Origin of the sequence: Salmonella sp. SA15303 (assembly GCF_029962125.1) — a bacterium.
Lineage (GTDB): Bacteria > Pseudomonadota > Gammaproteobacteria > Enterobacterales > Enterobacteriaceae > Salmonella > Salmonella enterica.
In genome coordinates this window covers 2,556,378-2,578,661 of record NZ_CP123924.1, presented here as the reverse complement: position 1 = coordinate 2,578,661, position 22,284 = coordinate 2,556,378, and the positions used below count along the sequence as shown (strand labels likewise).

The window sequence follows — 22,284 nt, the reverse complement described above, 5'->3', positions numbered from 1 at the left end:
GTTTGTTATTACGCTGTTTACGATGTCGCTGGCGATAACGCCGCCCGAACAGGGGCGGCGTTGCGCAACAGTGGGTGTTGTTGCGCATAATGTCAATCGAGCAACTTTTTGCCTTCCAGGTCGATGGCGATGTTTTGGTTGTGTGCTTTTCGATAGCACAGAATCGCTATCCCGATCGCCGCCCAGCTAATTCCGAGTATCAGAGCGTGAATGTTCATGTTTAAACAGACGTAGCCGATGACGATCATCCCCATGATCGGCGAAATGACATGGGCGAAAATGCGCCGCTGGGCTTTCATCCGGAAATTGAACAGGATAAACACACACAGGTTCACGACAAAAAAAGCGAAAAGCGCGCCAAAGTTCACCAGCGTGGAGATAGATTCAATCTTGCCGGAAAACAGGTAGCTGAGCAGCAGGGTGACGCCGCCGGTAAACAGAATGGCATAATCCGGCGTTTTACGCGTGGTATGGACGTGAGCGAGGAAGGCGGGCAACATTCGGTCACGCCCCATTGAAAATAGCACTCTGGACACCGCCGTTTGCGCGGTAATAATGTTGCCGACGGCGCACACAAACGCCACAATGATGGAAAATGCCACTTTGAGCCAGATACCGCCAACGTTGCCGGCAATGGTGAAAAATGCTTCATTCGTCGCATTACCTTCCGCGAAGCGGTCGACGTTACCGGTGGCGAACGCCGCAAACGCCACAACGATAATAAACAGTACTGTCGCCAAAACTAACGCCAACAGCGTTGCTTTACTGACGGCGCGCCCCCCGCCTTCGCTTTCTTCACTTAATGTACTGATAGCGTCAAAGCCGAGAAAGTTCAGCGCAGCCACCGAAATCGCCGTCGCGATGAGCCCTGGGGTGAACCACTGTGAATCGAAAAAAGGCCGGAAGGAAAGCGTTATCTGACTACTGTCCAGCAGCATCAGACGGACAATGAGTAGCACGAAAATCGCCAGAATACCGAGTTGAATAAAGACCAGTAACTTATCGAATTTCGCCGTTTGCTGTATCCCGAGATAGTTGACTCCGGTGCCAATAGCCACATAAATCAACGGCCAGACCCAGACCGGGATTTGCGGTAAAATAGCGTGGACCGCGACGCCGCCCAGCACTGCCACGAGCGTAGGGAACAAAAGATAATCCAGCAGTAATATCCATCCGGTCAGAAACCCTACGGCGGGATTAATGCATACGCCAGCATACGCATAGGCCGAACCCGACGAGGAGATATGCTGCGATAAGGTAGAGTAGCTGTACGCGGTAAAAAACATCGCGATCGCGCCAATAATATAAACCAGCGCAACCATACCGTGCGAAAGATTATAAACGACGCCATAAAGAGAGACTGGCGCGATAGGCACCATAAACACCAGACCATAAAGCACTAAATCGGTAAGAGACAATTTTTTGACTTTTTTCATGATAAATACCTTAATGGCTTTTTATGCCAGATCGCGTAAAAACGCGCTTACCGCTGCGAGGCAGGGCGCGATATTTTCTTCATGCGGGTTATGGCTGCTGCCGGGAATAGTGACCGCGCGGCAGTCTGAAATGTGAGAGAGAAGCGGAGAGACGACGCGCTCGGTTGCCTGATCGTTTTCGCCGCGTAGTACCAGAACAGGACAGCGTATCTGGCACAAATGGGGCGTAATATCCCAGTCGGCAAGTTTGCCATTTGCCGCCAGTTCATTGGTTCCCCATAAAATGTGATAAACCGTAGGGTCGGCGGCGAACTGCGCATTAGAGCGCTGAACATGAACGGCTTCTTCCGCGAGGGTATAAACGTGTCTGGCATAATAAGCGACCAGCTGTTCCGGTGGGTTTTGATAAATGACGGCGGGCATAATGACGTTTTTGATATCGTCATCGGACATTGGCGTCAGAGCGTTAAAGAGCCGTATGGCTTCCTGTTGCCACAGGGCGATACTGGCCGGCGAACTGGCCAGTATCGTCCCGCGAAGCCCGGCAGGCTGTAAGCAGGCGTGCTCTGCGGCAAGCATTCCGCCCCAGGAATGTCCCAGTATCGAATACCCGTGTCCAATACCCAGGTGATGAATTAATTGGGTTAATTGACGGAGATAACGCGCAATAGTCCAGAAAGACGCGTCAGCATGAGGAAAATGCGTTGAACGACCGCAGCCATATTGATCGTAAAATATTACCATGCGCCCGTCATCAGCCAGACGGCGATAATTTAATAAATAATCAAAGCCGCCAGAAGGGCCGCCATGAAGGATAATGAGCGGCGTGAGTAATGATTTTCTGTCTCCATAAATCCGATAGCTTGTCAATATGTTTTCAGAAAACATTTCGCCATAGAGATAAGTATCATTCATATTCTTAATGACTCAGTGTGTGGCAGGGCAGGCGAAATTTATATTCGCCTGGATAATATTATTTTTTTATTGTGTGTAAAACATTACACCAGAAGGTGGCGTAATGTTCCCATTGCAGAAACTGCGGACTTCCCCAGTGCGGCGAACAATCACTGGCAAAACAACATACTTTCCCTTTATGGTAAGTACCCATAACTAACAGTGGATCGCCATTAATTTCAGCAAGGACCTGACTATTTTCTTTGGCGATAAGCTTGTTATAGCCCAACAGCGGCGGCCATTCGCTAAATGGCTGGGTAATAACATGCTCTACCGCAGTATTTACTGCTTTACATCCTTGCGGTAGTTCTACGCGGTCATCTACATCCAGCATATCAACCGGCAATACTTCCGCCAGAACCGTATTTTTATAATTGGCTTTTGCTTCTATTCCCGTAAAGGATAAATACCCGCCGATCATTAACAGACCGCCGCCCTCAGCAACATAATCGGCGATAAGTTGTAATGCATCAGGAATAATGTCCATATTATAAAACGTTCTGTTTTGTAGCAGGAACGTATTGCTACCGATATCACTGATGACGATCGCATCATAGCAGGCTAATGCTTCGGCGGTTTGTGGAAAACGAGTTTGCACAATATGGGCAGGCATGTAGTCCACATCGATATTACCCTGGCGTAAGCAGGATAATAAATAGTCTGCACCTTCTTCATATTTGCTCGATGTAAAGCTATCAAAACCTTTAGAGTGAATCATATGAATGTGCCAGGATTCGCCAATAAATAAAATTTTCATTATGTCACCTGTTAATTAATGTGAATGACTTTATTAGATTGGGTACGCATTCGATGTAAAACCTGCAAGTGCTGAGGCATACTCGACGCACCGACTTGTTCCACCGCCAGAGAAGCGAAAGCGGAGGCATATTGAATGGCTGCGACCATGTCTGCTTGTCGCGCCAGCGCGGCGGCTAAGGCGCCATTAAAAGCGTCACCGGCCCCAGCGGCATCTTTTACCACGGCGCTCCACGCAGGAATATACAACGTGCGGGCGTGCTCACAGATCAGAGAGCCACGGGCGCCAAGGGTAATGATGACTTTTTTCACCCCGGATTGCAGAATAATATTTCCGGCTTTTTTTGCATCATTAATATCAGTAATGGTTACACCGGATAAAAAAGAGGCTTCAGTTTCATTCGGCGTGATGATGTCAATATCAGATAATAAATGCGTCACCTGTTTCGTATAGGGGGCAGGGTTCAGCATGATCATTTTATTTTCTTGTTTGCCCAGACGAATAAATTCAGTCAACGCTTCAATGTTCGTTTCGAGCTGCATTAACATAACGTCAGACTCGGCGATATAACGGTGTTGCTCATTAATCTCTTGCGTGGTGAGCATCATATTGGCGCCAGGGTAGATGGCGATAATATTATCGCCATCCACGGCGGAGACATAGATCAATGCGCTACCGGTGGGTGCTTTATCTGTTTGATACGCGCTGTATGAGGTGATGCCTGATTGAATAATATGATTCATAGCAAATGCGCTGAACTGATCTTTGCCCACTTTAAAAATAAAATGTGCCGCAGCGCCAGCGTTGTTTGCCGCTAAAGCCTGGTTGGCTCCTTTACCTCCAGGATAGAATCCAAATTGACTGGCCAGAATGGATTCTCCGCTTTGTGGAAACCACGGCACGGTTGCTGAAACATCAATATTGAATGAGCCTAAAACACACACCTTGCCTGCTTTTTTTGGGTTTTCCCGGCGCAGTTTTGCATCCTGATGGATTGGCGTGGCGATAGTGCTGGAGATATCAATCTTATTTTCAGTGATAAGCTTACTCAGCGCGTCACGGTTTAAAATCCCTCCGCCATAGCAACGCTGAAGCATACCTGATTTCTGGAAATAGCGTAGATCGGAACGAATAGTCTCCTGGCTAACCTTATAAAGGTCTGAAAGTTTACTGACGCTAACACTATTATCCTTTATCAGTAAATTAATGATGGCATGACGTCTTTCTTCTTTAAACATATTGCCTCCGGGTAGTGAGTTGAATTGTATTTATGGCAATGTTGTCATGCGGTGAATTCAATCACAGATTATGCGGTCAACCGGAAGTAACCCCAAATGAATGTCAATAATCAGAAGCGCAGCCAATGTGTTAAATATTAATTGCTTACAGAAGGGGAAAATAGTTTTGTGAGTGTTGTCATATATTTTCTATGTAATATGACGGGGTGAACGTAAAATAGTTGGGCTTGCACGATTCAGTGAGTATATGCAGCCGGACAGCGTTCGCTTATCAGTCTCTACCCTCGACGAAATAAGACGATATCGCTCTCCGGCCCGGGGGTTATATACGCTCGATTTTTGCCGGCAGCCCCTGACGTACTGCCGCGCCAGAAACCCAGTCGAGCCAGGTGTTGGTAATGGTTCTTGTCGGATCGGCAAAGCCCAGATCGTTAAGATTTATGCCTGCCCTGATTTGTGGATCATACGGCATAGGCACGCCATCCAGAGAGTGCTGCGTTGCGCCCATCTCGCGGTGGCCATATCCGTGTTCGATGGCGATGACGCCTGGCATCACGCCATTTAACAAACTGATTTGCGCCACGACCTGACCGCCCGGCGTAATGATCCGTACCCGATCGCCATGTTGCAGTCCATAACGCTCGCCGTCTTGCGGATTCAGCGCCACCAGGTTTGCTGGCTTCACATGGTGTAAGCGCGGGATGACGGCTGTTGAGCTGGACATGGTATTTGATTTAAATGAAATCAGTTTCAGCGGCCATTGCCCAATGGGAAACTGGTCGTCAATCGCACGACCATCTGACAAACGCGCCGGATACCAGACCGGGCAACCGCTGAAGCGCTCCCCGGTGATGGCGTGACGGTGGGCGGCGACATCTGCATTCCAGATCTGTAAGGGTTTTTTCCACGCGTTACCTAACCGTTGCTCCGTATAGCCGCTATCCTCGGGCGCAAACCGGCCGCCACGCGAGTAGATAAACGCCACGCGACCGACCTCATCAGCTTTAAGCGTGTGCTGAATTGCTGGCAGAATGCGGCTGACGCCGGTAAGCGAAATATCTTCCTGATTTGCCAGCGCGACCGGCGTCTTGCCCATAAAGGCGATATTAGCGGCTACGCGCAGATAGAAGTCTTCCGCCCGGTTCAGTGGAAAAGTATTGCCCTGCGGATCGGTTATCGCCCGGTCGCCGAAGCCGGGCAGATGGAGCCGTTTTGCTACCGCAATACAAAATGCTTCCATTGAGACAGGTTGCCCGTCCGCCGTGCGGTGAGTGGCGGGGGCGACAACCGGCCAGCGGGCGGTAGTGGCTTTACTGGCTACGCCGCCCCAGGGCGCCGTAAAGCCCCAGCTCTCAAAATTGTGCGTATCCGGCACAATGTAATCCGCCAGCGCCGTCGTTTCATTCATAAAGGCGTCAATCGCGATAAAGAGCGGCAGTCGGCGAGGGTCTTTTAGTTTTTCTTCCGCCACGGCGCGTAGACCGGGAACACCGTAAAACGGGTTGCTCATATTGGAAATCCAGGCTTTAAGCGGATAAGGATAGCCTTCGAGCGCGGAGGTCAACAGTTCGGTAAGCTGGCCTGCCACAAAGGGATACCACGGCGCTTTGGCTGGATAAGGGGATTGCCCACCGGCAATTTTGTCGCGGTATTCTTCCGATGCTTCATAAGCGGTTTTGCTACGGGCAATACTTAACCCGGACGGTTTCACTTTTCCGGCAAAACTGTTCATGTTGTAGCGGGGGCCGTCGCTAACGCCGTTGAATTTGCCGCCGCCGACAAAGACGCCGCCGGACAAGCTGAGGTTGCCGATCAGCGCGTTAAGCATCATGACCGACCAGGCGTTATAAAACCCATTGCCGGCCATCATGCCGCCGTGACTGATGACCGCAGCTTTACGTCCGTGACTGGTAAAGGTTTCCGCCAGCGCGATAATTTGCGCTTCCGGCACGCCGCACTGTTCGCTGTATTGCGCCAACGAGAGCTTTTCTGCCGCCTCTTTCAGGCGTTGCAACCCGCTCTTCACCGTGACCCGTTGGCCGTCGGCGAGCGTAACGTACTGCGTCACGAAAAGCCGTGCCTGTCGGCAAGTGGACGCATCGACCAACTCGCCGTCGGTATTCAGTACGACAGGGGTCTCTTCGCCATCGGGCGTAAGATGGCGCAGCGTCAGGTGTTGTCCGGCAAGCGTCGGCAGCTCATCCGCAATGACCAGGTGCGTGGCGTTGGTCCAACTTTGCTCGCCGGCCTGCTGCATCGCCTGTACGCCGGGAATCGCCAGATAATCAGCATTATAACGTTGATTATCCATGATCCAGCGGATCATCCCCATTGCCAGCGCCGAATCACTGCCGGGCATGACCGGTTGCCAGCGACCGCGAGGATCGGCGAGCACCGTTGATAAGGGGAGGGCGGGGGCGACCACGACGTATTGAAAATTCTCACGCAGTCGGGCGCTCGCCAACTGACGTGCCTGGCGTTTAAACGGATTGCCGGACTGTGCCGGGGAGGTGCCCATAAAGAGCGCAAACTCCACGTTTTCCCAGTCGGGTTTGACATGCGGGTTTTTATCCAGATCGCCCATCAATGCCCCGGAGCCGGCCCGGTAAGCCAGTCCACAGTAGGCGCCATGCGCGCCGAAATTCTTGCTGCCGAAGCTATTTAGCGCAAAACGACGCAGAAACGCATCGCGGCCTTCGTCGCTGGTATTCGTGACCAGTAACTGATTGGTTTTGGGCCCGAAACTGGGGTGCTTTGCGTCAATTGGCGTATCCGGCGCATGAATAGCGCGCAGTCCGTCCACATGACCTTCGCCAAACAGATCGCCGCCTTCCACGACTTCTTCAATAAGTTGCTCAAAGCTGATGCGCTGCCATTTCCCTTCGCCGCGTTTACCCACGCGTTTCATCGGTTCAAGCAGTCGTAGCGGACTGTACAGGCTTTCCAGCAGCGTGGCGCCGCGCGCGCAGGCGGTTGAGCGGGCGTCAAGACCGCTTTCTCCCGCCAGTTGCTCCATGGCTTCGCTAAAAGGGACGGACGAGTCAATCGGGTGTTCCTGCGACAAGGGGTGATAGGGATTGCCGGCGATGCGTATCACTTTGCCATCGGCATTAACCCGGGCGCGGATACCGCACTGTGTCCAACAGCCGAAGCATTGCGTCATGGCGATGGTTTGTTGTGGATTTTGCTGCCAGTGTGTTTGCGCCTGCGCCTCCGGAATTAACGCATTGCCAAAGATGCGGTCGCGCGTTACCTTGCCGGACGTCCCGTTTAACAGGCCATCAATTGCGCGTTTCGCCACATCACGGTAGCTCAGACCAAAAGTGACCATCCCACCGACGGCGAGACCGACTTTTAGCCACTGACGACGGGTTAAATTAGCCATGTTGTAATCTCCTGGTGAGTCCGTTCAGCGTTTCACGAATAATAATCAGTAGCGCTATCCACAGGCCGAAGGTGCCGAGAATAGCCAGCCAGCCATCCGTTCCGCCTGGTAACGAGTAAGGGTTAAATTGCGCGTTGAACTTGGGGACGGTTTGTACCTGAATCAACAATGTCCAGCGCATCAGCCAACATAGCGCCAGCGCGCTGAGAACCAGCAGGACGCGTCTTAGCTGTGATAACGGATGGCGTAGCGCCAGGCTACAGAACAGCAGTGTGCATACCCACAGCGCTACCCAGCCGACAGCGTAATATTTGGCTGACAGGGCGACGGTAATCCACTGACGGATTGCCGTGCCGGAAAGCGTATCGCCGCTAACCCACATGGCCACAACCAGCCCCAGCGCCGCCAGCGTCCAGATTTGTCCCCACAATATTTTTGGCAGCCTTACCGAGTCGCGTCGGGCGGCGACAATCATCAGCGCGAAGAACGCCTGTAAGGCGCTAAGAAACATCGCCACGGGGAAGGCGTAGCTAAACCAGATTGGGCGCGCCAGCACAACGGAGACTTCGCGGCCGGTATAAATCAACAGGCCCACCGCGCAAAGCGCGCTGGCTAACGCCAACCATTTAGTGACGTTGTAACTTTTATTGAATAATCGTTTAATCTGCTGCGCCAGGAACCACAGAGCGAGAAATCCGGTAAACAGCGGCAGGAATAACGCTCCCCAGGGCATCCACGACCAGGGCGTCGGCCAGGCATAGAAATGCCAGACGCGGGCGGTCTGGTGCAGATCCGCCGTCAGCGCCAGCGGTGCGGTAATCGCACAGGTAATGGCAATCAGTAATGCCCGATTTTCTTCTGTTGCGGCGTCTTTTTTCCGCCAGTGAAGATAACAGGCAAACAGTGCGGCGCAGGCGGCAATGCCAATAAAAAAGAAATATTGTACCGCCCACGGCAGCCAGCTAATGTCCTGCGGGTGAGCCAGCACTTCTTCAATGATGAGTGAATGCGTCATTCAGACCTCCTGCCAAAGCGCGGGCTGCGCACGGCCCATTAATGGGGTGACAAAGGCGTCGTCCAGACCCAGGTAGAAAACATGGGGCGACGTGCCGTTTTCCGGCTTTAATACCTTGATAGCGTCGCGATGCTGATGAAGCATGGTGGCGATGCGGCTATGGGGATCTTTGATATCGCCAATAATACGCGCGCCGCCGACGCAGGACTCTACGCAAGCGGGTAACAGTCCGGCTTCCAGACGATGGACGCAAAACGTGCATTTATCGGCAGTTTGCGTTTCATGATTGATAAATCGGGCGTCGTAAGGACACGCCTGGACACAATAGGCGCAGCCGACGCAGCGTTTGTTATCCACCACCACAATGCCATCTTCCCGCTGAAAGGTGGCTTGTACCGGGCAGACCGGCACACAGGGGGGGTTATCGCAATGGTTGCACAGACGCGGCAACAGCACATTCGTGACTTCCTGACTACCTTCACGCTGGACCTGGTATTGGTTCACCGTCGTACGAAACGCGCCTTGCGGCGTTTGGTTTTCAATAGTGCAACTTACGGTACAGGACTGACAGCCGATACAACGCCGCAGATCGATAAGCATGGCGTAACGGTGTCGGGGAGAGCCTTCATGCCGCTCCGGCGAAAAAGGAAATTTCGCTTCAGCCAGCGGAACCAGCGAGGCGCCAGCGGTCAGGACGCCAAGCTGCTGGAGAAATTGCCGTTTACTGCTGTCCATATTGACTCCCGTCCACATTGCCAACAATGAAACATTTGTCACGATGTTGGTTCATGTGTAATGAATAAAAAATGTCGATGATTTACAGTGTAAAAATCGAGGCGGGGTGCGCTCTATTGTGGTTAACCACATACCCGGCTTGTTGTTGATCTAAAACAACATAATTGACAGGGATATTGGGGTGAGAGGTAAAACCGTAAGGCGCCTGGCGGTGTTGGCGGCAGTAGGGCTACTTTGTCATGGCGCGTGGGCAGGGACGTGGAATATCGGTATTTTGGCCATGCGCGGCGAGGCGTCTACGCGTAGCCACTGGCAACCGTTGGCAAAGACATTAAGCCAACAGCTTCCAGGCGAAACCTTTCACATCCAGCCGCTGGATCTGCATCAAATGCAGGAGGCCGTTAACCAGGGAACCGTGCAGTTTGTGATAACCAACCCGGCGCAATTTGTCCAACTGAACAGCCATGCGCCGCTGCGCTGGTTAGCTTCCCTGCGCTCCACGCGCGATGGGAAAGCGGTGAGTAATGTTATTGGCAGCGTGATTTTGACCCGGCGCGATAGCGGCATCACCACGGCGCATGATCTCATCGGTAAGACCGTCGGCGCGATTGATGCTCAGGCGTTTGGCGGCTATTTATTAGGCTATAAAGCGCTCAGCGACGCGGGCTTACGCCCGGAGCGCGATTTTCATCTCCGTTTTACCGGATTTCCTGGCGATGCCTTAGTCTATATGCTGCGCGAAAAAGCGGTGCAGGCGGCAATTGTGCCAGTGTGCCTGTTAGAAAATATGGATCAGGAAGGATTGATTAATAAAAAGGACTTTATCGCGCTGCTTTCCCGACCGACGCCCCTGCCTTGCTTAACCAGTACGCCGTTATATCCTGACTGGTCGTTCGCGGCGCTACCTGCGGTAAGCGATGCGCTGGCGGATCGCGTAACGCGAGCGCTATTCAACGCGCCCGCCGCCGCGTCATTTCACTGGGGCGCGCCTGCGTCCACCAGTCAGGTGGAAGCCTTGCTGCGTGATGTTCGTCAGCACCCTCAGCAGCGTCGACTGTGGCTGGATGTCAAAAGTTGGTTAATCCAGCACCAGCTAATGGTCGGCGGCGTGATTCTGGCGTTCTTGTTGCTCACGCTCAATTATATTTGGGTCATGCTGCTGGTGCGTCGACGTGGAAAGCAACTGGAACGTAATAGCGTAGTTCTTCATCAGCATGAGCGGGCGCTGGAAACCGCCCGGCAAATGAGCGTGTTGGGTGAAATGACCTCCGGGTTTGCCCATGAGCTTAATCAGCCGCTTTCCGCGATTCGACATTATGCCCAGGGGTGCCTGATTCGACTGCGCGCTGCAGATGAACAGCATCCCTTGCTGCCGGCGCTGGAGCAGATTGACCAGCAGGCGCAACGCGGTGCGGATACTCTGCGTAACCTGCGTCACTGGGTCAGCCAGGCGCAGGGCAACCCGGTGCTAACCGAAGCGTGGAAGGCCATAGCCATTCGCGAGGCGATTGATCATGTCTGGCAATTGTTGCGTATGGCGCAACAGTTTCCGACAGTGACTCTGCATACCGAGGTTAGCGCTGCGCTGCGCGTAACGCTGCCGTCAGTGCTGCTGGAACAGGTGCTGGCGAATATCATTCTTAATGCGGCTCAGGCGGGCGCCACCCATTTATGGATCGTTGCTGAACGCACTGAAAACGGCATCAGTATTGTTTTACAGGATAACGCCGGGGGAATCGATGAGGCGCTATTACGTCAGGCGTTTCAGCCGTTTATGACCACCCGTAAAGAGGGGATGGGCTTAGGGCTGGCGATTTGCCAGCGGCTGGTGCGGTATGGGCGGGGCGATATCAGCATCAGGAACCAGACCGCGCCGGACGGTCTGTCGGGAACGGTGGTTACGATACATTTCTTACATGAAAATGGGGGCAGGGATGGCGACAATTCATCTACTGGATGATGATACGGCGGTCACTAACGCGTGCGCGTTTTTACTGGAAAGTCTGGGATATGACGTAAAATGCTGGACGCAGGGGGCGGATTTTTTGGCGCAGGCCAGTCTGTATCAGGCCGGGGTCGTATTACTGGATATGCGAATGCCGGTACTGGATGGGCAGGGCGTTCATGATGCGTTGCGCCAGTGCGGAAGTACCCTGGCGGTTGTTTTTCTTACCGGGCATGGCGATGTACCGATGGCCGTGGAGCAGATGAAACGCGGCGCCGTCGATTTTCTGCAAAAACCGGTATCGGTAAAACCGCTACAGGCGGCGCTGGAGCGTGCGCTGACGGTTTCATCGGCAGCGGTGGCGCGTCGTGAGATTATACTGTGTTACCAGCAGTTGACGCCGAAAGAGCGTGAGCTGGCCAGCCTGGTGGCAAAAGGATTTATGAACCGTGAAATTGCGGAAGCGATGAATATCGCGGTGCGTACCGTAGAGGTGCACCGCGCCAGAGTCATGGAAAAAATGCAGGCCGGTAGCCTGGCGGAACTGATTAGGCGTTTCGAAAAAATGGCCTCGCCAGAGACCAGAATACGAACAACGTATGAGCCATGAATAATAAACCGCGCTATTTCTTTGATTTGCATCAAATTTTGTTTAATAGAGAAGACTGTTATATTCTGTTGGTTTGATCTGGCGACGAGTAAAACGTATGACAAAACCGACAAAAGATGACGAACTGTACCGCGAGATGTGCCGGGTGGTGGGCAAGGTCGTGCTGGAAATGCGCGATCTGGGGCAGGAGCCTAAATATATTGTTATTGCGGGCGTGTTAAGAACCGCGCTGGCGAATCAACGCATCCAACGTAGCGCGTTAGAAAAACAGGCTATGGAAACCGTGATTAACGCTCTGGCGCGGTCATAGCCGCTATCAGGGTGGCAATAACGACATCGCCTTTGAATTGTCGCGATTGTCACCATGGCGGGCGGGTTACCCGCCGTTAGCGATGCGCAGGGTTATCAGGTGATGGCTAAGCGCAGCCCTAATGTATCAGGGTACGGCTCAAAATAATTCTGGCTGCGTAGATAGTCATCCGGATGTTCCGCCAGATAGTGCTTCAGCAGCGTTAACGGTGCCAGGATAGGTAGTCGGCCCGCCCGGTAGCCGAGAATCACCTCGCGTAATTCCGCGCGTTGCCTGCTGTTCAACGCGCGGTGAAAATAGCCCTGGATATGCATCAGCACATTGGTGTGATTTTTACGTGAAGCGGGGTGGCGCAGGATAGCCATCAGTTTTTCTCTGTATCGGACAAAGAAGGCATCCAGATCGTCCCACTCATGCAGACGCGCGACGAAAGGGCCAATTTCGCGGTAGCCGGCCTGGTGGTGGGCGAGAAGCTGAAGTTTGTATCGGCTATGAAACGCGAGCAAACTGTGACGACTCAAGCCCTGCGCGCGTAGCGCATTTAATTCATGTAGCGCGAAGATACGTGCGATGAAATTCTCGCGTAGTACCGGATCGTGCAGGCGACCATCTTCCTCTATCGGCAGCCAGGGATATTTGTCCATCATCGCGGCGGTAAACAGCCCCGTGCCAGCTTTGCGGCCCCTGTTACCCTTTTCATCATACAGGCGAACGCGCTCCATTCCGCAACTGGGCGATTTTGCACACACAATAAACCCCGCCAGTTCGCCTATTGTTGGCAGAAACCGATCAGCAAAGGCATTCATTCGCTCGGTGACGTCATCGTGCGGGGCATGGCTATAGCGCATCCGAATGTCGCCACAGGTCGTCTGGATAAGACGCAGCGCAGGGCGGGGCACGGGCAGGCCGATCGCCACCTCCGGGCAGATCGGTTTGTAGGCCACCCACGGCGCCAGAGAGTTCATGACAAAATCCATACGCTTATGTCCGCCATCAAAGCGTACCGTGGCGCCAGTCAGACATCCGCTAATGCCGACTACGGGTTTGTTATTCATGATTCCCCCTTATTGAAAGTACGACGACTGACGCCAATGGCGCAAAATGTTATCTCACGCTGATTTAAAACTTACACAACTTTGTTTTTTTGTCTAAGTTTTCGCGGAGATTTTTTTTGACGTAATTAAATATCAATAAGATAGAATGAGGGGAAGAAATCTATTTCAGCGCCTATAGTGTGATAACCTCCAGCGAAGCGACCACGTTGCGCCACTGGGCAAGCTGTTTTTTCTGCCCGGCAGTGAGCTTTCCGGTGGTCACCAGGAACCATTTTCTCTGGGCGAACAGCTCGGGCGCCAGCACAACTGGGGGCGAGGGAAGCACATTGAGCCGCAGCTCTTGTCCGGTACGAGTCAACGCTTCCAGCCAGATTTCACAGTGATCCGAGAGATTCCATCCGCTAATAAAGGCATTGTTGCCAGGCGCTTTTCTGTCGCCTTCAAGGCAAAAAGAGGTGTAGGCAATAATGATGCCATCCAGTATTTCGCGCAGCGTCATCACGGCGGGAAGATGCGCGGACACTTTGCTGCGCAACGGACGCAATAAATGGGTCACCAGTTCTGCGCGGGGATATTCCCGGCCACAGTCATAAATCAACTGCCGCAGCGCGTCAATTCGCCCTTCGTGGAGATGTTGAAGCATCGTCTCCTGGATCGTTATCCAGTTATCGCCCAGGCGAATAACCGGACGCGACAGTAAGGGTTTGACCTGGCTTATCGGTACGCCTTTTCTCACCCAGTCGAGAATGCTAAGCGCTTGTCGAATATCGTCATCGCTGTATAAGCGATGTCCGCCATCAGTACGCTGCGGTTTCAATAAACCATAGCGTCGCTGCCATGCCCTTAGCGTGGCGGCATTGATACCGCATAGTCTGGCAAATTCGCCGATAGAATACGACATGGTAAAGCCCGTTAAATAAGGGGATTCTACTATATCATGATCAAATGAAGACTAAGGTAGTGATAAATGGTGCGGCATACCAGGGCATCCGTATGGATTTTGTCGATGATGAGCAATACTGCGTGGCGTAAGGCTCATCAAAATATGACCAATGCTTAATACCATCGGACGCCCCTGGTTAATACTCTATTAACCTCATTCTTCGGGCACAGTTAAGTAACTCTGTCACTTTATGAACCTGTAGCTTTCTCATCATATTCATCCGGTGTGTTTCGACGGTTTTTATACTGATATGTAGCTTTTCGCTGATCCCATGATTGGTATACCCCTCGTCAATAAGTTTAAGAACCTGACGCTCGCGCAAAGTAAGCAGTTGATGATTGGTCGTGTCAGCGTTTAATTCAGCCAGGATAGCTTCCCGATTCAACGTTGGGTCAATGTAACGCTTGTTTACTGCTACTGTTTGCAATGCCGCTAACAGAACTTGCTGACTACTGCTTTTTAAAACATAGCCATTAGCACCTGCGGCTAAAGTTTTAATGGTCATATACTCTTGTTGGTATGCTGTGTAAACCAGAATATTCATTGCTGGCCAACGCTGATGTAATTGAGGAATGATATCCAGGCCATTGATGCCAGGTAGACTAAGATCAAGGATAAGTATGTCAGGCTCGTATGCACAACAGGCATTATAAACCTCAAGACCATTTTTAACATGCTCTACAATTTTAAAATGAGGCCAGGGTAATAAGGCATTCATAATGCCGTTAATGATGATTTCATGATCGTCTACTAATAAGATCTTATATTCTTTCATTTTGCTGCCCTCGCGAAAATTAAGATAATATTAAGTAATGGTGTAGTTTTTGAAGATCATACGTATTTTCTGGCGTAAGTCGGTTAGTTCCTCCAGCGCGATGATTTTCCCCATTTTTACGCGATTCTCAATGTCTATGACATAGCATACTAATTCAGTCTGCCCTATTTGACCTAAACAGCCTTTTAATGTGTGAATTAACTGATCGATTTTTTCTCCAGCCGATACGGCATTTTCAATATCAGCCAGCAAGAGGTCCAGTGATTGGAAAATCTTGCTATTAATGACCATATCATCTGTCGCCAGTAGCGCTGAGCAGCGACTCGGATCCTGCTCCTGTAGCTCTATATTTCGTAAAAGTTGGTATTCTGCGGCAATACTGATGTAGCGAGCTAAGGTAGCCAATGTCACTGGTTTTGTAATGTAATGATGAATCCCATTTTTTTTACAACGATGAATATCTTCTGTCGCTACGCTAGCGGATAGTGCCACAAACATGCAGTCAGGATCTAAATTATTCGGCTCATCATGCCATAATCGTACACATTCAATACCATCTATTTCTGGCATTCTAATGTCAATCAGTACTAAATCGAATCGCTGCTGTTGTGATAAAGTCAGAGCCTCGTTACTACTGGCGGCAATAGTGACGTGTTGGCCCAGGCTGACAAGCATTTTGCCGATGATATCCCGATTAATATCGGCATCATCAACCAAAAGAATCTGCAACTGCCAGGGTGGTAACAAATTATTTATTACTGGCATATTTGGTGTACACAATATTAACTGTTGCGCCAGGTCGTAGAGTTTTCCGGAGAAATACAAAAGCTCTGCGTTGAGAAGCGCATTTTGCTGGTGGGGTGGTTCACCGCGTATTCCCCAGCAAGCCAGTTGCCGATGCAGGCAGAACGGCGCTGACAGCGTCCCTTTAATTGGTTGAGGCGGCTGGTATTCTTGTAAGGGTAATACTAGCGAGACACAGGTTCCAACCCCGGGGACACTTTTTAGTGTCAGATTACCGCCCATCATTTTAGCCAGGCTTGACGCAATAGTCAGTCCAATTCCTGTACCTTGCGAATTTGTGTCAGCTTGATAAAAAGCAGTAAAGATTTGAGACTGCTGCTGTATTTCAATCCCTTTACCGCTATCGCTAACCAGAAATATTAATTGTTCCTCATGACGCTTGACCGTCAGACGTATCCCTCCGGTTTCGGTAAATTTTACCGCGTTCCCGAGTAAATTAACCAAAATTTGCCGTAAACGGATACTGTCGGTATGAAAATAGAGAGGGACATGTTGACCGACAAAAGTACGTAATGACAGTTTTTTGCTTTGCGCTGGCCCCTGGATGGTTTGCATTGCCTGGTCCAGTAACGGCAGTAACGCTGTTTCTTCCATATGTAATGTGAAATGACCAGACTCGATGCGTGAAAAATCCAGCAGATTATTAATAATAGCTAACAAAGACAGTGTACAATTTCTGGCGGTATCAGCTAATCCTTGTTGCTCTATGTTTAAAGGGGTGGTTTGTAATAATTCAATTGCACCGAGTACGCCATTCATCGGAGTACGTAACTCATGACTTATTACCGTAAGATGAATGCTTTTACGTTTGTTAGCTCGCTCAGCGCGTTTTTTTGCTTCATTTAGCGCCTGGGTGCGCTCTGCGACTTTGTTTTCCAGATTGTCGTATTGGACTTGTAGAGTATCAAGCAGTTGGTTAAAAGCACCGGCAATACTATCTAATTCATCCAGTCGTTGTGCTGGTAAACGTGTGCTCAGCGGTGCAGTTGCGGTTTTATTAATGACATCGACAAAACGCCATAACGGTTTGGCCAGTGAGCGATGTAGTAACCAGCAAAAAGCCGACGTCATCAACACCAATGCTGTTAATGTAAAGGGGATTTGTTGAAGGATAATTTTTAAGATGCGATTATGTAGATTACCGTATGGGTACAGCGTAACCAGACTCCATCCGGGGCCATGCAAGGTTGTGCGTAATATCAGAAATCCGGGAATTTGCTGCCATCCATCATGCAGCGTTACATTTTCTAACTGTGTACGTATTTTTTGCGGGATGTATGAAAACGGCAATAAGTGGTTGTTTTGATCCAGCCATACTCGAATACTATCATCTAATGGCAGGTGGCTCTTAGTAATGAGATCGGGAAGTTTAACCGTCACCTCAAAAAATACGCCTTGCTGATCGGCAACCGCAACGGAAGCGTGCCATCCTTTGCCGTTTATGTATTCTGGTTCACTCCAGTAAAACCCGGCATGGGTTGGGTATAAAGGAAAGCTTTTTCGCGTTAAAGGCTGTAGAGTTGAATAATCTGAAGGGTTATCAGTAGATAATAACGAAATCTCATTTTTATGATTAAGAATAAAACTATCGCGACGAAAGCTATTTTCATCGATATCAGAGGACTGCAGAAAGAGACGGTGCTTCTCTCCGTTTAGCGTCGGCGTGCAATTTGAAGGACCGACAGATAGATGCCGGCTCACCTCAGGGAAAATATCGTTATGATGAATCTCAGTCGCTAATGAGCATTGATACATTAAATTTTTAGCGTCACGTTCAGCTTCTTCAAACCGTTGATTGCTTAGTACAATATTCATCTCGGATAGAACGGATAAATCCTCTATTATATGCTGCCGTTTCTGAACCATTGATATATAAGCTGCGGTAAGCACAGATAGCAGCCAAATAATTATTGTTGTTAATAAAAATAAAAAAGTTAGCCTGATTACTAAAGATGTTTGCAGCGTATTCTTGAGATTGAGCAAATTCATAATGCTTCCCTCCAGTTGCCTGTTGCAAAATCTTTGGCACTTGATCACTATCGCAGTACATATAGTTTCATCAGAAGATTAATCGATGGTGTTATCATTAGGAAGATAAATTTCTTCATATATAACCCAGTCGATGACTACAATTACTTTTTAATAAGATGGCGATGTAAAAACATCGTAACAGTTTATTTAATAAATAATTTTTCAAATTGTAAGTTTTTATGTCAATGCTGAAAATGTAATTGTGAATTTATCGGAAAATCCGAATGATAGAATCGCCTGTGACAAGGTATATGTAGACAGCATCCTGATATTGTACAAGAAGAGTATAGTCGAAATAAATGTGAATCAGGCTTTTTACGGATGTGGTTGTGAGCGAATTTGATAGAAACTCCCATTTATGTCTGAGGAGGGATTCATGCTGGCAGTTTTAAAAGGCATTCCATTAATTCAGGATATCAGGGCCGAAGGTAATAGCCGATCCTGGATAATGACTATTGATGGGCATCCTGCCAGAGGAGAAATTTTCTCAGAAGCATTTTCTATTTCTTTGTTCTTAAATGACCTGGAAAGCTTACCTAAGCCTTGTCTTGCCTATGTGACACTACTGCTTGCAGCACACCCGGACGTCCATGATTATGCTATACAGCTCACAGCGGATGGGGGATGGTTAAACGGTTATTATACCACAAGTAGTAGCTCTGAGCTTATTGCTATTGAGATAGAAAAACACCTGGCTTTAACTTGCATTTTAAAAAATGTAATACGCAATCACCATAAACTTTATTCGGGTGGGGTATAAAATGGTAGTAAATAAACGTTTAATCTTAATTTTACTATTTATACTCAATACAGCAAAGAGTGATGAGTTATCATGGAAAGGTAATGACTTCACCCTTTATGCCAGACAAATGCCATTAGCAGAGGTTTTACATCTGCTCTCAGAGAACTATGATACGGCTATTACTATTAGCCCATTGATAACAGCTACATTTAGTGGAAAAATTCCGCCTGGACCACCGGTCGATATTTTGAATAACCTGGCAGCACAATATGATTTGCTTACCTGGTTTGATGGCAGCATGTTATATGTATATCCTGCATCGTTATTAAAACATCAGGTTATCACTTTCAATATTTTATCTACTGGACGGTTCATTCATTACTTACGCAGCCAGAATATCCTTTCATCACCGGGATGCGAGGTTAAAGAAATTACCGGTACCAAAGCTGTGGAGGTGAGCGGTGTTCCCAGCTGCCTGACTCGTATTAGTCAATTAGCTTCAGTGCTGGATAATGCGTTAATCAAACGAAAAGACAGTGCGGTGAGTGTAAGTATATACACGCTTAAGTATGCCACTGCGATGGATACCCAGTACCAATATCGCGATCAGTCCGTCGTGGTTCCAGGGGTCGTTAGTGTATTGCGTGAGATGAGTAAAACCAGCGTCCCGACGTCATCGACGAACAATGGTTCACCCGCTACACAGGCATTGCCCATGTTTGCTGCCGACCCACGCCAGAATGCAGTGATCGTTCGTGATTATGCGGCCAATATGGCCGGGTATCGGAAACTCATCACAGAATTAGATCAACGCCAGCAGATGATAGAGATTTCGGTGAAAATTATCGATGTTAATGCTGGAGATATTAACCAGTTAGGCATCGACTGGGGAACGGCAGTGTCGCTGGGTGGCAAGAAAATTGCGTTCAATACAGGTTTGAATGACGGTGGTGCTAGTGGTTTTTCAACGGTAATCAGCGATACCTCAAACTTTATGGTGCGTCTGAATGCCCTGGAAAAAAGCTCTCAGGCTTATGTACTTTCCCAGCCATCTGTGGTGACTTTAAATAATATCCAGGCTGTGCTGGATAAAAATATTACTTTCTATACCAAACTGCAGGGAGAAAAAGTGGCTAAACTTGAATCCATCACTACGGGTTCTTTGTTACGCGTTACACCTCGCTTGTTAAATGACAATGGCACGCAAAAAATAATGCTTAATCTTAATATTCAGGATGGACAACAAAGTGATACGCAAAGCGAAACAGACCCGCTGCCCGAAGTGCAAAATTCTGAAATTGCTTCGCAAGCCACATTATTGGCCGGGCAAAGTCTATTGCTGGGAGGGTTTAAACAAGGTAAACAAATCCACTCGCAAAACAAAATCCCTTTATTGGGCGATATTCCTGTTGTAGGTCATTTGTTTCGCAATGATACGACTCAAGTACATAGTGTAATCAGGCTTTTTTTGATTAAAGCCTCAGTAGTAAATAATGGCATATCTCATGGTTAATCCAAAGAGTTCCTGGAAAATACGTTTTTTAGGTCACGTTTTACAAGGCCGGGAAGTATGGCTGAATGAAGGTAACCTGTCACTGGGGGAGAAGGGATGCGATATTTGTATTCCGCTGGCTATAAATGAAAAAATTATTCTGAGAGAACAGGCAGATAGTTTATTTGTTGATGCCGGGAAAGCCAGAGTTAGAGTTAATGGCCGCAGATTTAATCCAAATAAGCCGCTACCATCCAGTGGGGTTTTGCAGGTTGCGGGAGTGGCTATCGCGTTTGGTAAACAGGATTGTGAACTTGCTGATTATCAAATACCCGTTTCCAGATCAGGGTACTGGTGGTTGGCTGGCGTATTCTTGATTTTCATCGGTGGAATGGGTGTCCTGTTAAGTATTAGTGGTCAGCCTGAAACGGTAAATGACTTACCTTTGCGGGTTAAGTTTTTATTAGACAAAAGCAATATTCATTATGTGCGGGCGCAATGGAAAGAAGATGGCAGCCTGCAGTTGTCCGGTTATTGCTCGTCAAGCGAACAGATGCAAAAGGTGAGAGCGACTCTCGAATCATGGGGGGTCATGTATCGGGATGGTGTAATCTGTGATGACTTATTGGTACGAGAAGTGCAGGATGTTTTGATAAAAATGGGTTACCCGCATGCTGAAGTATCCAGCGAAGGGCCGGGGAGCGTGTTAATTCATGATGATATACAAATGGATCAGCAATGGCGCAAGGTTCAACCATTACTTGCAGATATTCCCGGGTTATTGCACTGGCAGATTAGTCACTCTCATCAGTCTCAGGGGGATGATATTATTTCTGCGATAATAGAGAACGGTTTAGTGGGGCTTGTCAATGTTACGCCAATGCGGCGCTCTTTTGTTATCAGTGGTGTACTGGATGAATCTCATCAACGCATTTTGCAAGAAACGTTAGCAGCATTAAAGAAAAAGGATCCCGCTCTTTCTTTAATTTATCAGGATATTGCGCCTTCCCATGATGAAAGCAAGTATCTGCCTGCGCCAGTGGCTGGCTTTGTACAGAGTCGCCATGGTAATTACTTATTACTGACGAATAAAGAGCGTTTACGTGTAGGGGCATTGTTACCCAATGGGGGAGAAATTGTCCATCTGAGTGCCGATGTGGTAACGATTAAACATTATGATACTTTGATTAACTATCCATTAGATTTTAAGTGAGTGGAAAATGACAACTTTGACCCGGTTAGAAGATTTGCTGCTTCATTCGCGTGAAGAGGCCAAAGGCATAATTTTACAATTAAGGGCTGCCCGGAAACAGTTAGAAGAGAACAACGGCAAGTTACAGGATCCGCAGCAATATCAGCAAAACACCTTATTGCTTGAAGCGATCGAGCAGGCCGAAAATATCATCAACATTATTTATTATCGTTACCATAACAGCGCACTTGTAGTGAGTGAGCAAGAGTAAAGTAAAAATATCTTAGAGCCTATCCCACCAGGCGTTAATTGGCGCAGCCAGTTTGGACACGGATAGCGCGCAAAAACCGCAGCGTACACGTAGTACGTGAGGTTTGACTCGCTACGCTCGCCCTTCGGGCCGCCGCTAGCGGCGTTCAAAACGCTAACGCGTTTTGGCGAGCACTGCCCAGGTTCAAAATGGCAAGTAAAATAGCCCTAATGGGATAGGCTCTTAGTTAGCACGTTAATTATCTATCGTGTATATGGAGGGGAATGATGATAAAGAAAAAGGCTGCGTTTAGTGAATATCGTGATTTAGAGCAAAGTTACATGCAGCTAAATCACTGTCTTAAAAAATTTCACCAAATCCGGGCTAAGGTGAGTCAACAGCTTGCTGAAAGGGCAGAGAGCCCCAAAAAGAGCAGAGAGACAGAGAGTATTCTTCATAACCTATTTCCACAAGGCGTTGCCGGGGTTAACCAGGAGGCCGAGAAGGATTTAAAGAAAATAGTAAGTTTGTTTAAACAACTTGAAGTACGACTGAAACAACTTAATGCTCAAGCCCCGGTGGAGATACCGTCAGGAAAAACAAAAAGGTAAAGCA

19 protein-coding genes are annotated in these 22,284 nt (G+C 49.0%); 8 read left to right on the top strand and 11 right to left on the bottom strand.

Translation table 11 applies throughout. From position 1 onward, the window contains the following. Positions 1 to 92: 92 nt before the first annotated feature. The 7 genes from QEN31_RS12650 to ttrB all read right to left on the bottom strand — a co-directional run bounded on the left by QEN31_RS12650 (position 93) and on the right by ttrB (position 9,520). Positions 93 to 1,436, bottom strand: coding sequence for an APC family permease (locus QEN31_RS12650; RefSeq protein WP_000756089.1), 1,344 nt, complete (start codon positions 1,434 to 1,436; stop codon positions 93 to 95). 21 nt (positions 1,437 to 1,457) lie between these two features. Further along, positions 1,458 to 2,351: a proline iminopeptidase-family hydrolase gene (locus QEN31_RS12645; RefSeq protein WP_001000510.1), complete on the bottom strand. Its 894-nt coding sequence runs from the start codon at positions 2,349 to 2,351 to the stop codon at positions 1,458 to 1,460. A gap of 58 nt (positions 2,352 to 2,409) precedes the next feature. Then, positions 2,410 to 3,147, bottom strand: coding sequence for a glutamine amidotransferase (locus tag QEN31_RS12640; protein ID WP_000697187.1), 738 nt, complete (start codon positions 3,145 to 3,147; stop codon positions 2,410 to 2,412). An 11-nt stretch (positions 3,148 to 3,158) separates the two neighbouring features. Beyond that, positions 3,159 to 4,385, bottom strand: coding sequence for a PfkB family carbohydrate kinase (locus QEN31_RS12635; RefSeq protein WP_000471807.1), 1,227 nt, complete (start codon positions 4,383 to 4,385; stop codon positions 3,159 to 3,161). A 322-nt stretch (positions 4,386 to 4,707) separates the two neighbouring features. Beyond that, on the bottom strand, positions 4,708 to 7,770 hold the full coding sequence (ttrA, locus tag QEN31_RS12630) for a tetrathionate reductase subunit TtrA (RefSeq protein WP_000002375.1): 3,063 nt from the start codon (positions 7,768 to 7,770) through the stop codon (positions 4,708 to 4,710). Continuing rightward, positions 7,763 to 8,785 carry a tetrathionate reductase subunit TtrC gene (ttrC, locus tag QEN31_RS12625; RefSeq protein WP_000149760.1) on the bottom strand — a complete coding sequence of 341 codons (1,023 nt, stop codon included), beginning with the start codon at positions 8,783 to 8,785 and terminating at the stop codon, positions 7,763 to 7,765. Before ttrC ends, ttrA begins: the two co-directional genes overlap by 8 nt. Then, positions 8,786 to 9,520: a tetrathionate reductase subunit TtrB gene (gene ttrB / locus QEN31_RS12620; RefSeq protein WP_001523928.1), complete on the bottom strand. Its 735-nt coding sequence runs from the start codon at positions 9,518 to 9,520 to the stop codon at positions 8,786 to 8,788. It lies immediately after the preceding gene. A 181-nt stretch (positions 9,521 to 9,701) separates the two neighbouring features. Here ttrB and ttrS point away from each other — a divergent pair, with 181 nt between their 5' ends. The 3 genes from ttrS to fumD all read left to right on the top strand — a co-directional run bounded on the left by ttrS (position 9,702) and on the right by fumD (position 12,385). Next, entirely contained in the window at positions 9,702 to 11,480 is a 1,779-nt protein-coding gene (gene ttrS, locus QEN31_RS12615) for a tetrathionate respiration histidine kinase TtrS (protein WP_001214413.1), read from the top strand. Beyond that, positions 11,455 to 12,075 carry a tetrathionate respiration response regulator TtrR gene (gene ttrR / locus QEN31_RS12610; protein WP_000190927.1) on the top strand — a complete coding sequence of 207 codons (621 nt, stop codon included), beginning with the start codon at positions 11,455 to 11,457 and terminating at the stop codon, positions 12,073 to 12,075. The genes ttrS and ttrR overlap by 26 nt, the downstream gene beginning before the upstream one ends. A gap of 97 nt (positions 12,076 to 12,172) precedes the next feature. Beyond that, on the top strand, positions 12,173 to 12,385 hold the full coding sequence (gene fumD / locus QEN31_RS12605) for a fumarate hydratase FumD (RefSeq protein ID WP_000165779.1): 213 nt from the start codon (positions 12,173 to 12,175) through the stop codon (positions 12,383 to 12,385). 95 nt (positions 12,386 to 12,480) lie between these two features. Here fumD and mlrB read toward each other — a convergent pair whose 3' ends face one another. The 4 genes from mlrB to QEN31_RS12585 form a co-directional block, all read right to left on the bottom strand. Continuing rightward, positions 12,481 to 13,440 (bottom strand): transcriptional regulator MlrB, encoded by a 960-nt coding sequence (gene mlrB / locus QEN31_RS12600; protein WP_001060729.1) that lies wholly within the window; start codon positions 13,438 to 13,440, stop codon positions 12,481 to 12,483. A 172-nt stretch (positions 13,441 to 13,612) separates the two neighbouring features. After that, positions 13,613 to 14,341 (bottom strand): MerR family transcriptional regulator, encoded by a 729-nt coding sequence (locus tag QEN31_RS12595; protein ID WP_000122323.1) that lies wholly within the window; start codon positions 14,339 to 14,341, stop codon positions 13,613 to 13,615. Between the two features lie 178 nt (positions 14,342 to 14,519). Further along, on the bottom strand, positions 14,520 to 15,158 hold the full coding sequence (locus QEN31_RS12590) for a two component system response regulator (protein WP_000666335.1): 639 nt from the start codon (positions 15,156 to 15,158) through the stop codon (positions 14,520 to 14,522). A gap of 30 nt (positions 15,159 to 15,188) precedes the next feature. Next, complete coding sequence (locus QEN31_RS12585) at positions 15,189 to 17,951, bottom strand: two component system sensor kinase (protein ID WP_001050769.1); 2,763 nt, start codon at positions 17,949 to 17,951, stop codon at positions 15,189 to 15,191. A 400-nt stretch (positions 17,952 to 18,351) separates the two neighbouring features. On the opposite strand from QEN31_RS12585, the gene spiC reads away from it, so the two are divergent. The 5 genes from spiC (at position 18,352) to sseA (ending at position 22,280) form a co-directional block, all read left to right on the top strand. After that, positions 18,352 to 18,753 (top strand): SPI-2 type III secretion system protein SpiC, encoded by a 402-nt coding sequence (spiC, locus tag QEN31_RS12580; RefSeq protein ID WP_001738217.1) that lies wholly within the window; start codon positions 18,352 to 18,354, stop codon positions 18,751 to 18,753. Position 18,754: 1 nt separating this feature from the next. Then, positions 18,755 to 20,248 carry an SPI-2 type III secretion system protein SpiA gene (gene spiA / locus QEN31_RS12575; protein ID WP_000261284.1) on the top strand — a complete coding sequence of 498 codons (1,494 nt, stop codon included), beginning with the start codon at positions 18,755 to 18,757 and terminating at the stop codon, positions 20,246 to 20,248. Then, positions 20,229 to 21,440, top strand: coding sequence for a SctD family type III secretion system inner membrane ring subunit SsaD (gene ssaD / locus QEN31_RS12570; protein ID WP_000323786.1), 1,212 nt, complete (start codon positions 20,229 to 20,231; stop codon positions 21,438 to 21,440). The genes spiA and ssaD overlap by 20 nt, the downstream gene beginning before the upstream one ends. A gap of 7 nt (positions 21,441 to 21,447) precedes the next feature. Further along, on the top strand, positions 21,448 to 21,690 hold the full coding sequence (gene ssaE / locus QEN31_RS12565; protein WP_000210202.1) for a YscE family type III secretion system co-chaperone SsaE: 243 nt from the start codon (positions 21,448 to 21,450) through the stop codon (positions 21,688 to 21,690). 263 nt (positions 21,691 to 21,953) lie between these two features. Further along, the gene (gene sseA, locus QEN31_RS12560) at positions 21,954 to 22,280 is read left to right on the top strand and encodes an SPI-2 type III secretion system chaperone SseA (protein WP_000972855.1); all 327 of its coding nucleotides are present in this window, start codon (positions 21,954 to 21,956) and stop codon (positions 22,278 to 22,280) included. Positions 22,281 to 22,284 lie beyond the last annotated feature (4 nt).

Bases quoted from the DNA above. Each gene is read 5' to 3' on its own strand.
- mlrB (WP_001060729.1), bottom strand. From the start codon at position 13,440: ATGAATAACAAACCCGTAGTCGGCATTAGCGGATGTCTGACTGGCGCC.
- QEN31_RS12595 (WP_000122323.1), bottom strand. From the start codon at position 14,341: ATGTCGTATTCTATCGGCGAATTTGCCAGACTATGCGGTATCAATGCC.
- ttrB (WP_001523928.1), bottom strand. From the start codon at position 9,520: ATGGACAGCAGTAAACGGCAATTTCTCCAGCAGCTTGGCGTCCTGACC.
- ssaE (WP_000210202.1), top strand. From the start codon at position 21,448: ATGACAACTTTGACCCGGTTAGAAGATTTGCTGCTTCATTCGCGTGAA.
- QEN31_RS12640 (WP_000697187.1), bottom strand. From the start codon at position 3,147: ATGAAAATTTTATTTATTGGCGAATCCTGGCACATTCATATGATTCAC.
- QEN31_RS12635 (WP_000471807.1), bottom strand. From the start codon at position 4,385: ATGTTTAAAGAAGAAAGACGTCATGCCATCATTAATTTACTGATAAAG.
- QEN31_RS12590 (WP_000666335.1), bottom strand. From the start codon at position 15,158: ATGAAAGAATATAAGATCTTATTAGTAGACGATCATGAAATCATCATT.
- QEN31_RS12645 (WP_001000510.1), bottom strand. From the start codon at position 2,351: ATGAATGATACTTATCTCTATGGCGAAATGTTTTCTGAAAACATATTG.
- sseA (WP_000972855.1), top strand. From the start codon at position 21,954: ATGATGATAAAGAAAAAGGCTGCGTTTAGTGAATATCGTGATTTAGAG.
- spiA (WP_000261284.1), top strand. From the start codon at position 18,755: ATGGTAGTAAATAAACGTTTAATCTTAATTTTACTATTTATACTCAAT.
- QEN31_RS12585 (WP_001050769.1), bottom strand. From the start codon at position 17,951: ATGAATTTGCTCAATCTCAAGAATACGCTGCAAACATCTTTAGTAATC.
- ttrR (WP_000190927.1), top strand. From the start codon at position 11,455: ATGGCGACAATTCATCTACTGGATGATGATACGGCGGTCACTAACGCG.
- ssaD (WP_000323786.1), top strand. From the start codon at position 20,229: ATGGCATATCTCATGGTTAATCCAAAGAGTTCCTGGAAAATACGTTTT.
- spiC (WP_001738217.1), top strand. From the start codon at position 18,352: ATGTCTGAGGAGGGATTCATGCTGGCAGTTTTAAAAGGCATTCCATTA.
- fumD (WP_000165779.1), top strand. From the start codon at position 12,173: ATGACAAAACCGACAAAAGATGACGAACTGTACCGCGAGATGTGCCGG.
- ttrC (WP_000149760.1), bottom strand. From the start codon at position 8,785: ATGACGCATTCACTCATCATTGAAGAAGTGCTGGCTCACCCGCAGGAC.
- ttrA (WP_000002375.1), bottom strand. From the start codon at position 7,770: ATGGCTAATTTAACCCGTCGTCAGTGGCTAAAAGTCGGTCTCGCCGTC.
- QEN31_RS12650 (WP_000756089.1), bottom strand. From the start codon at position 1,436: ATGAAAAAAGTCAAAAAATTGTCTCTTACCGATTTAGTGCTTTATGGT.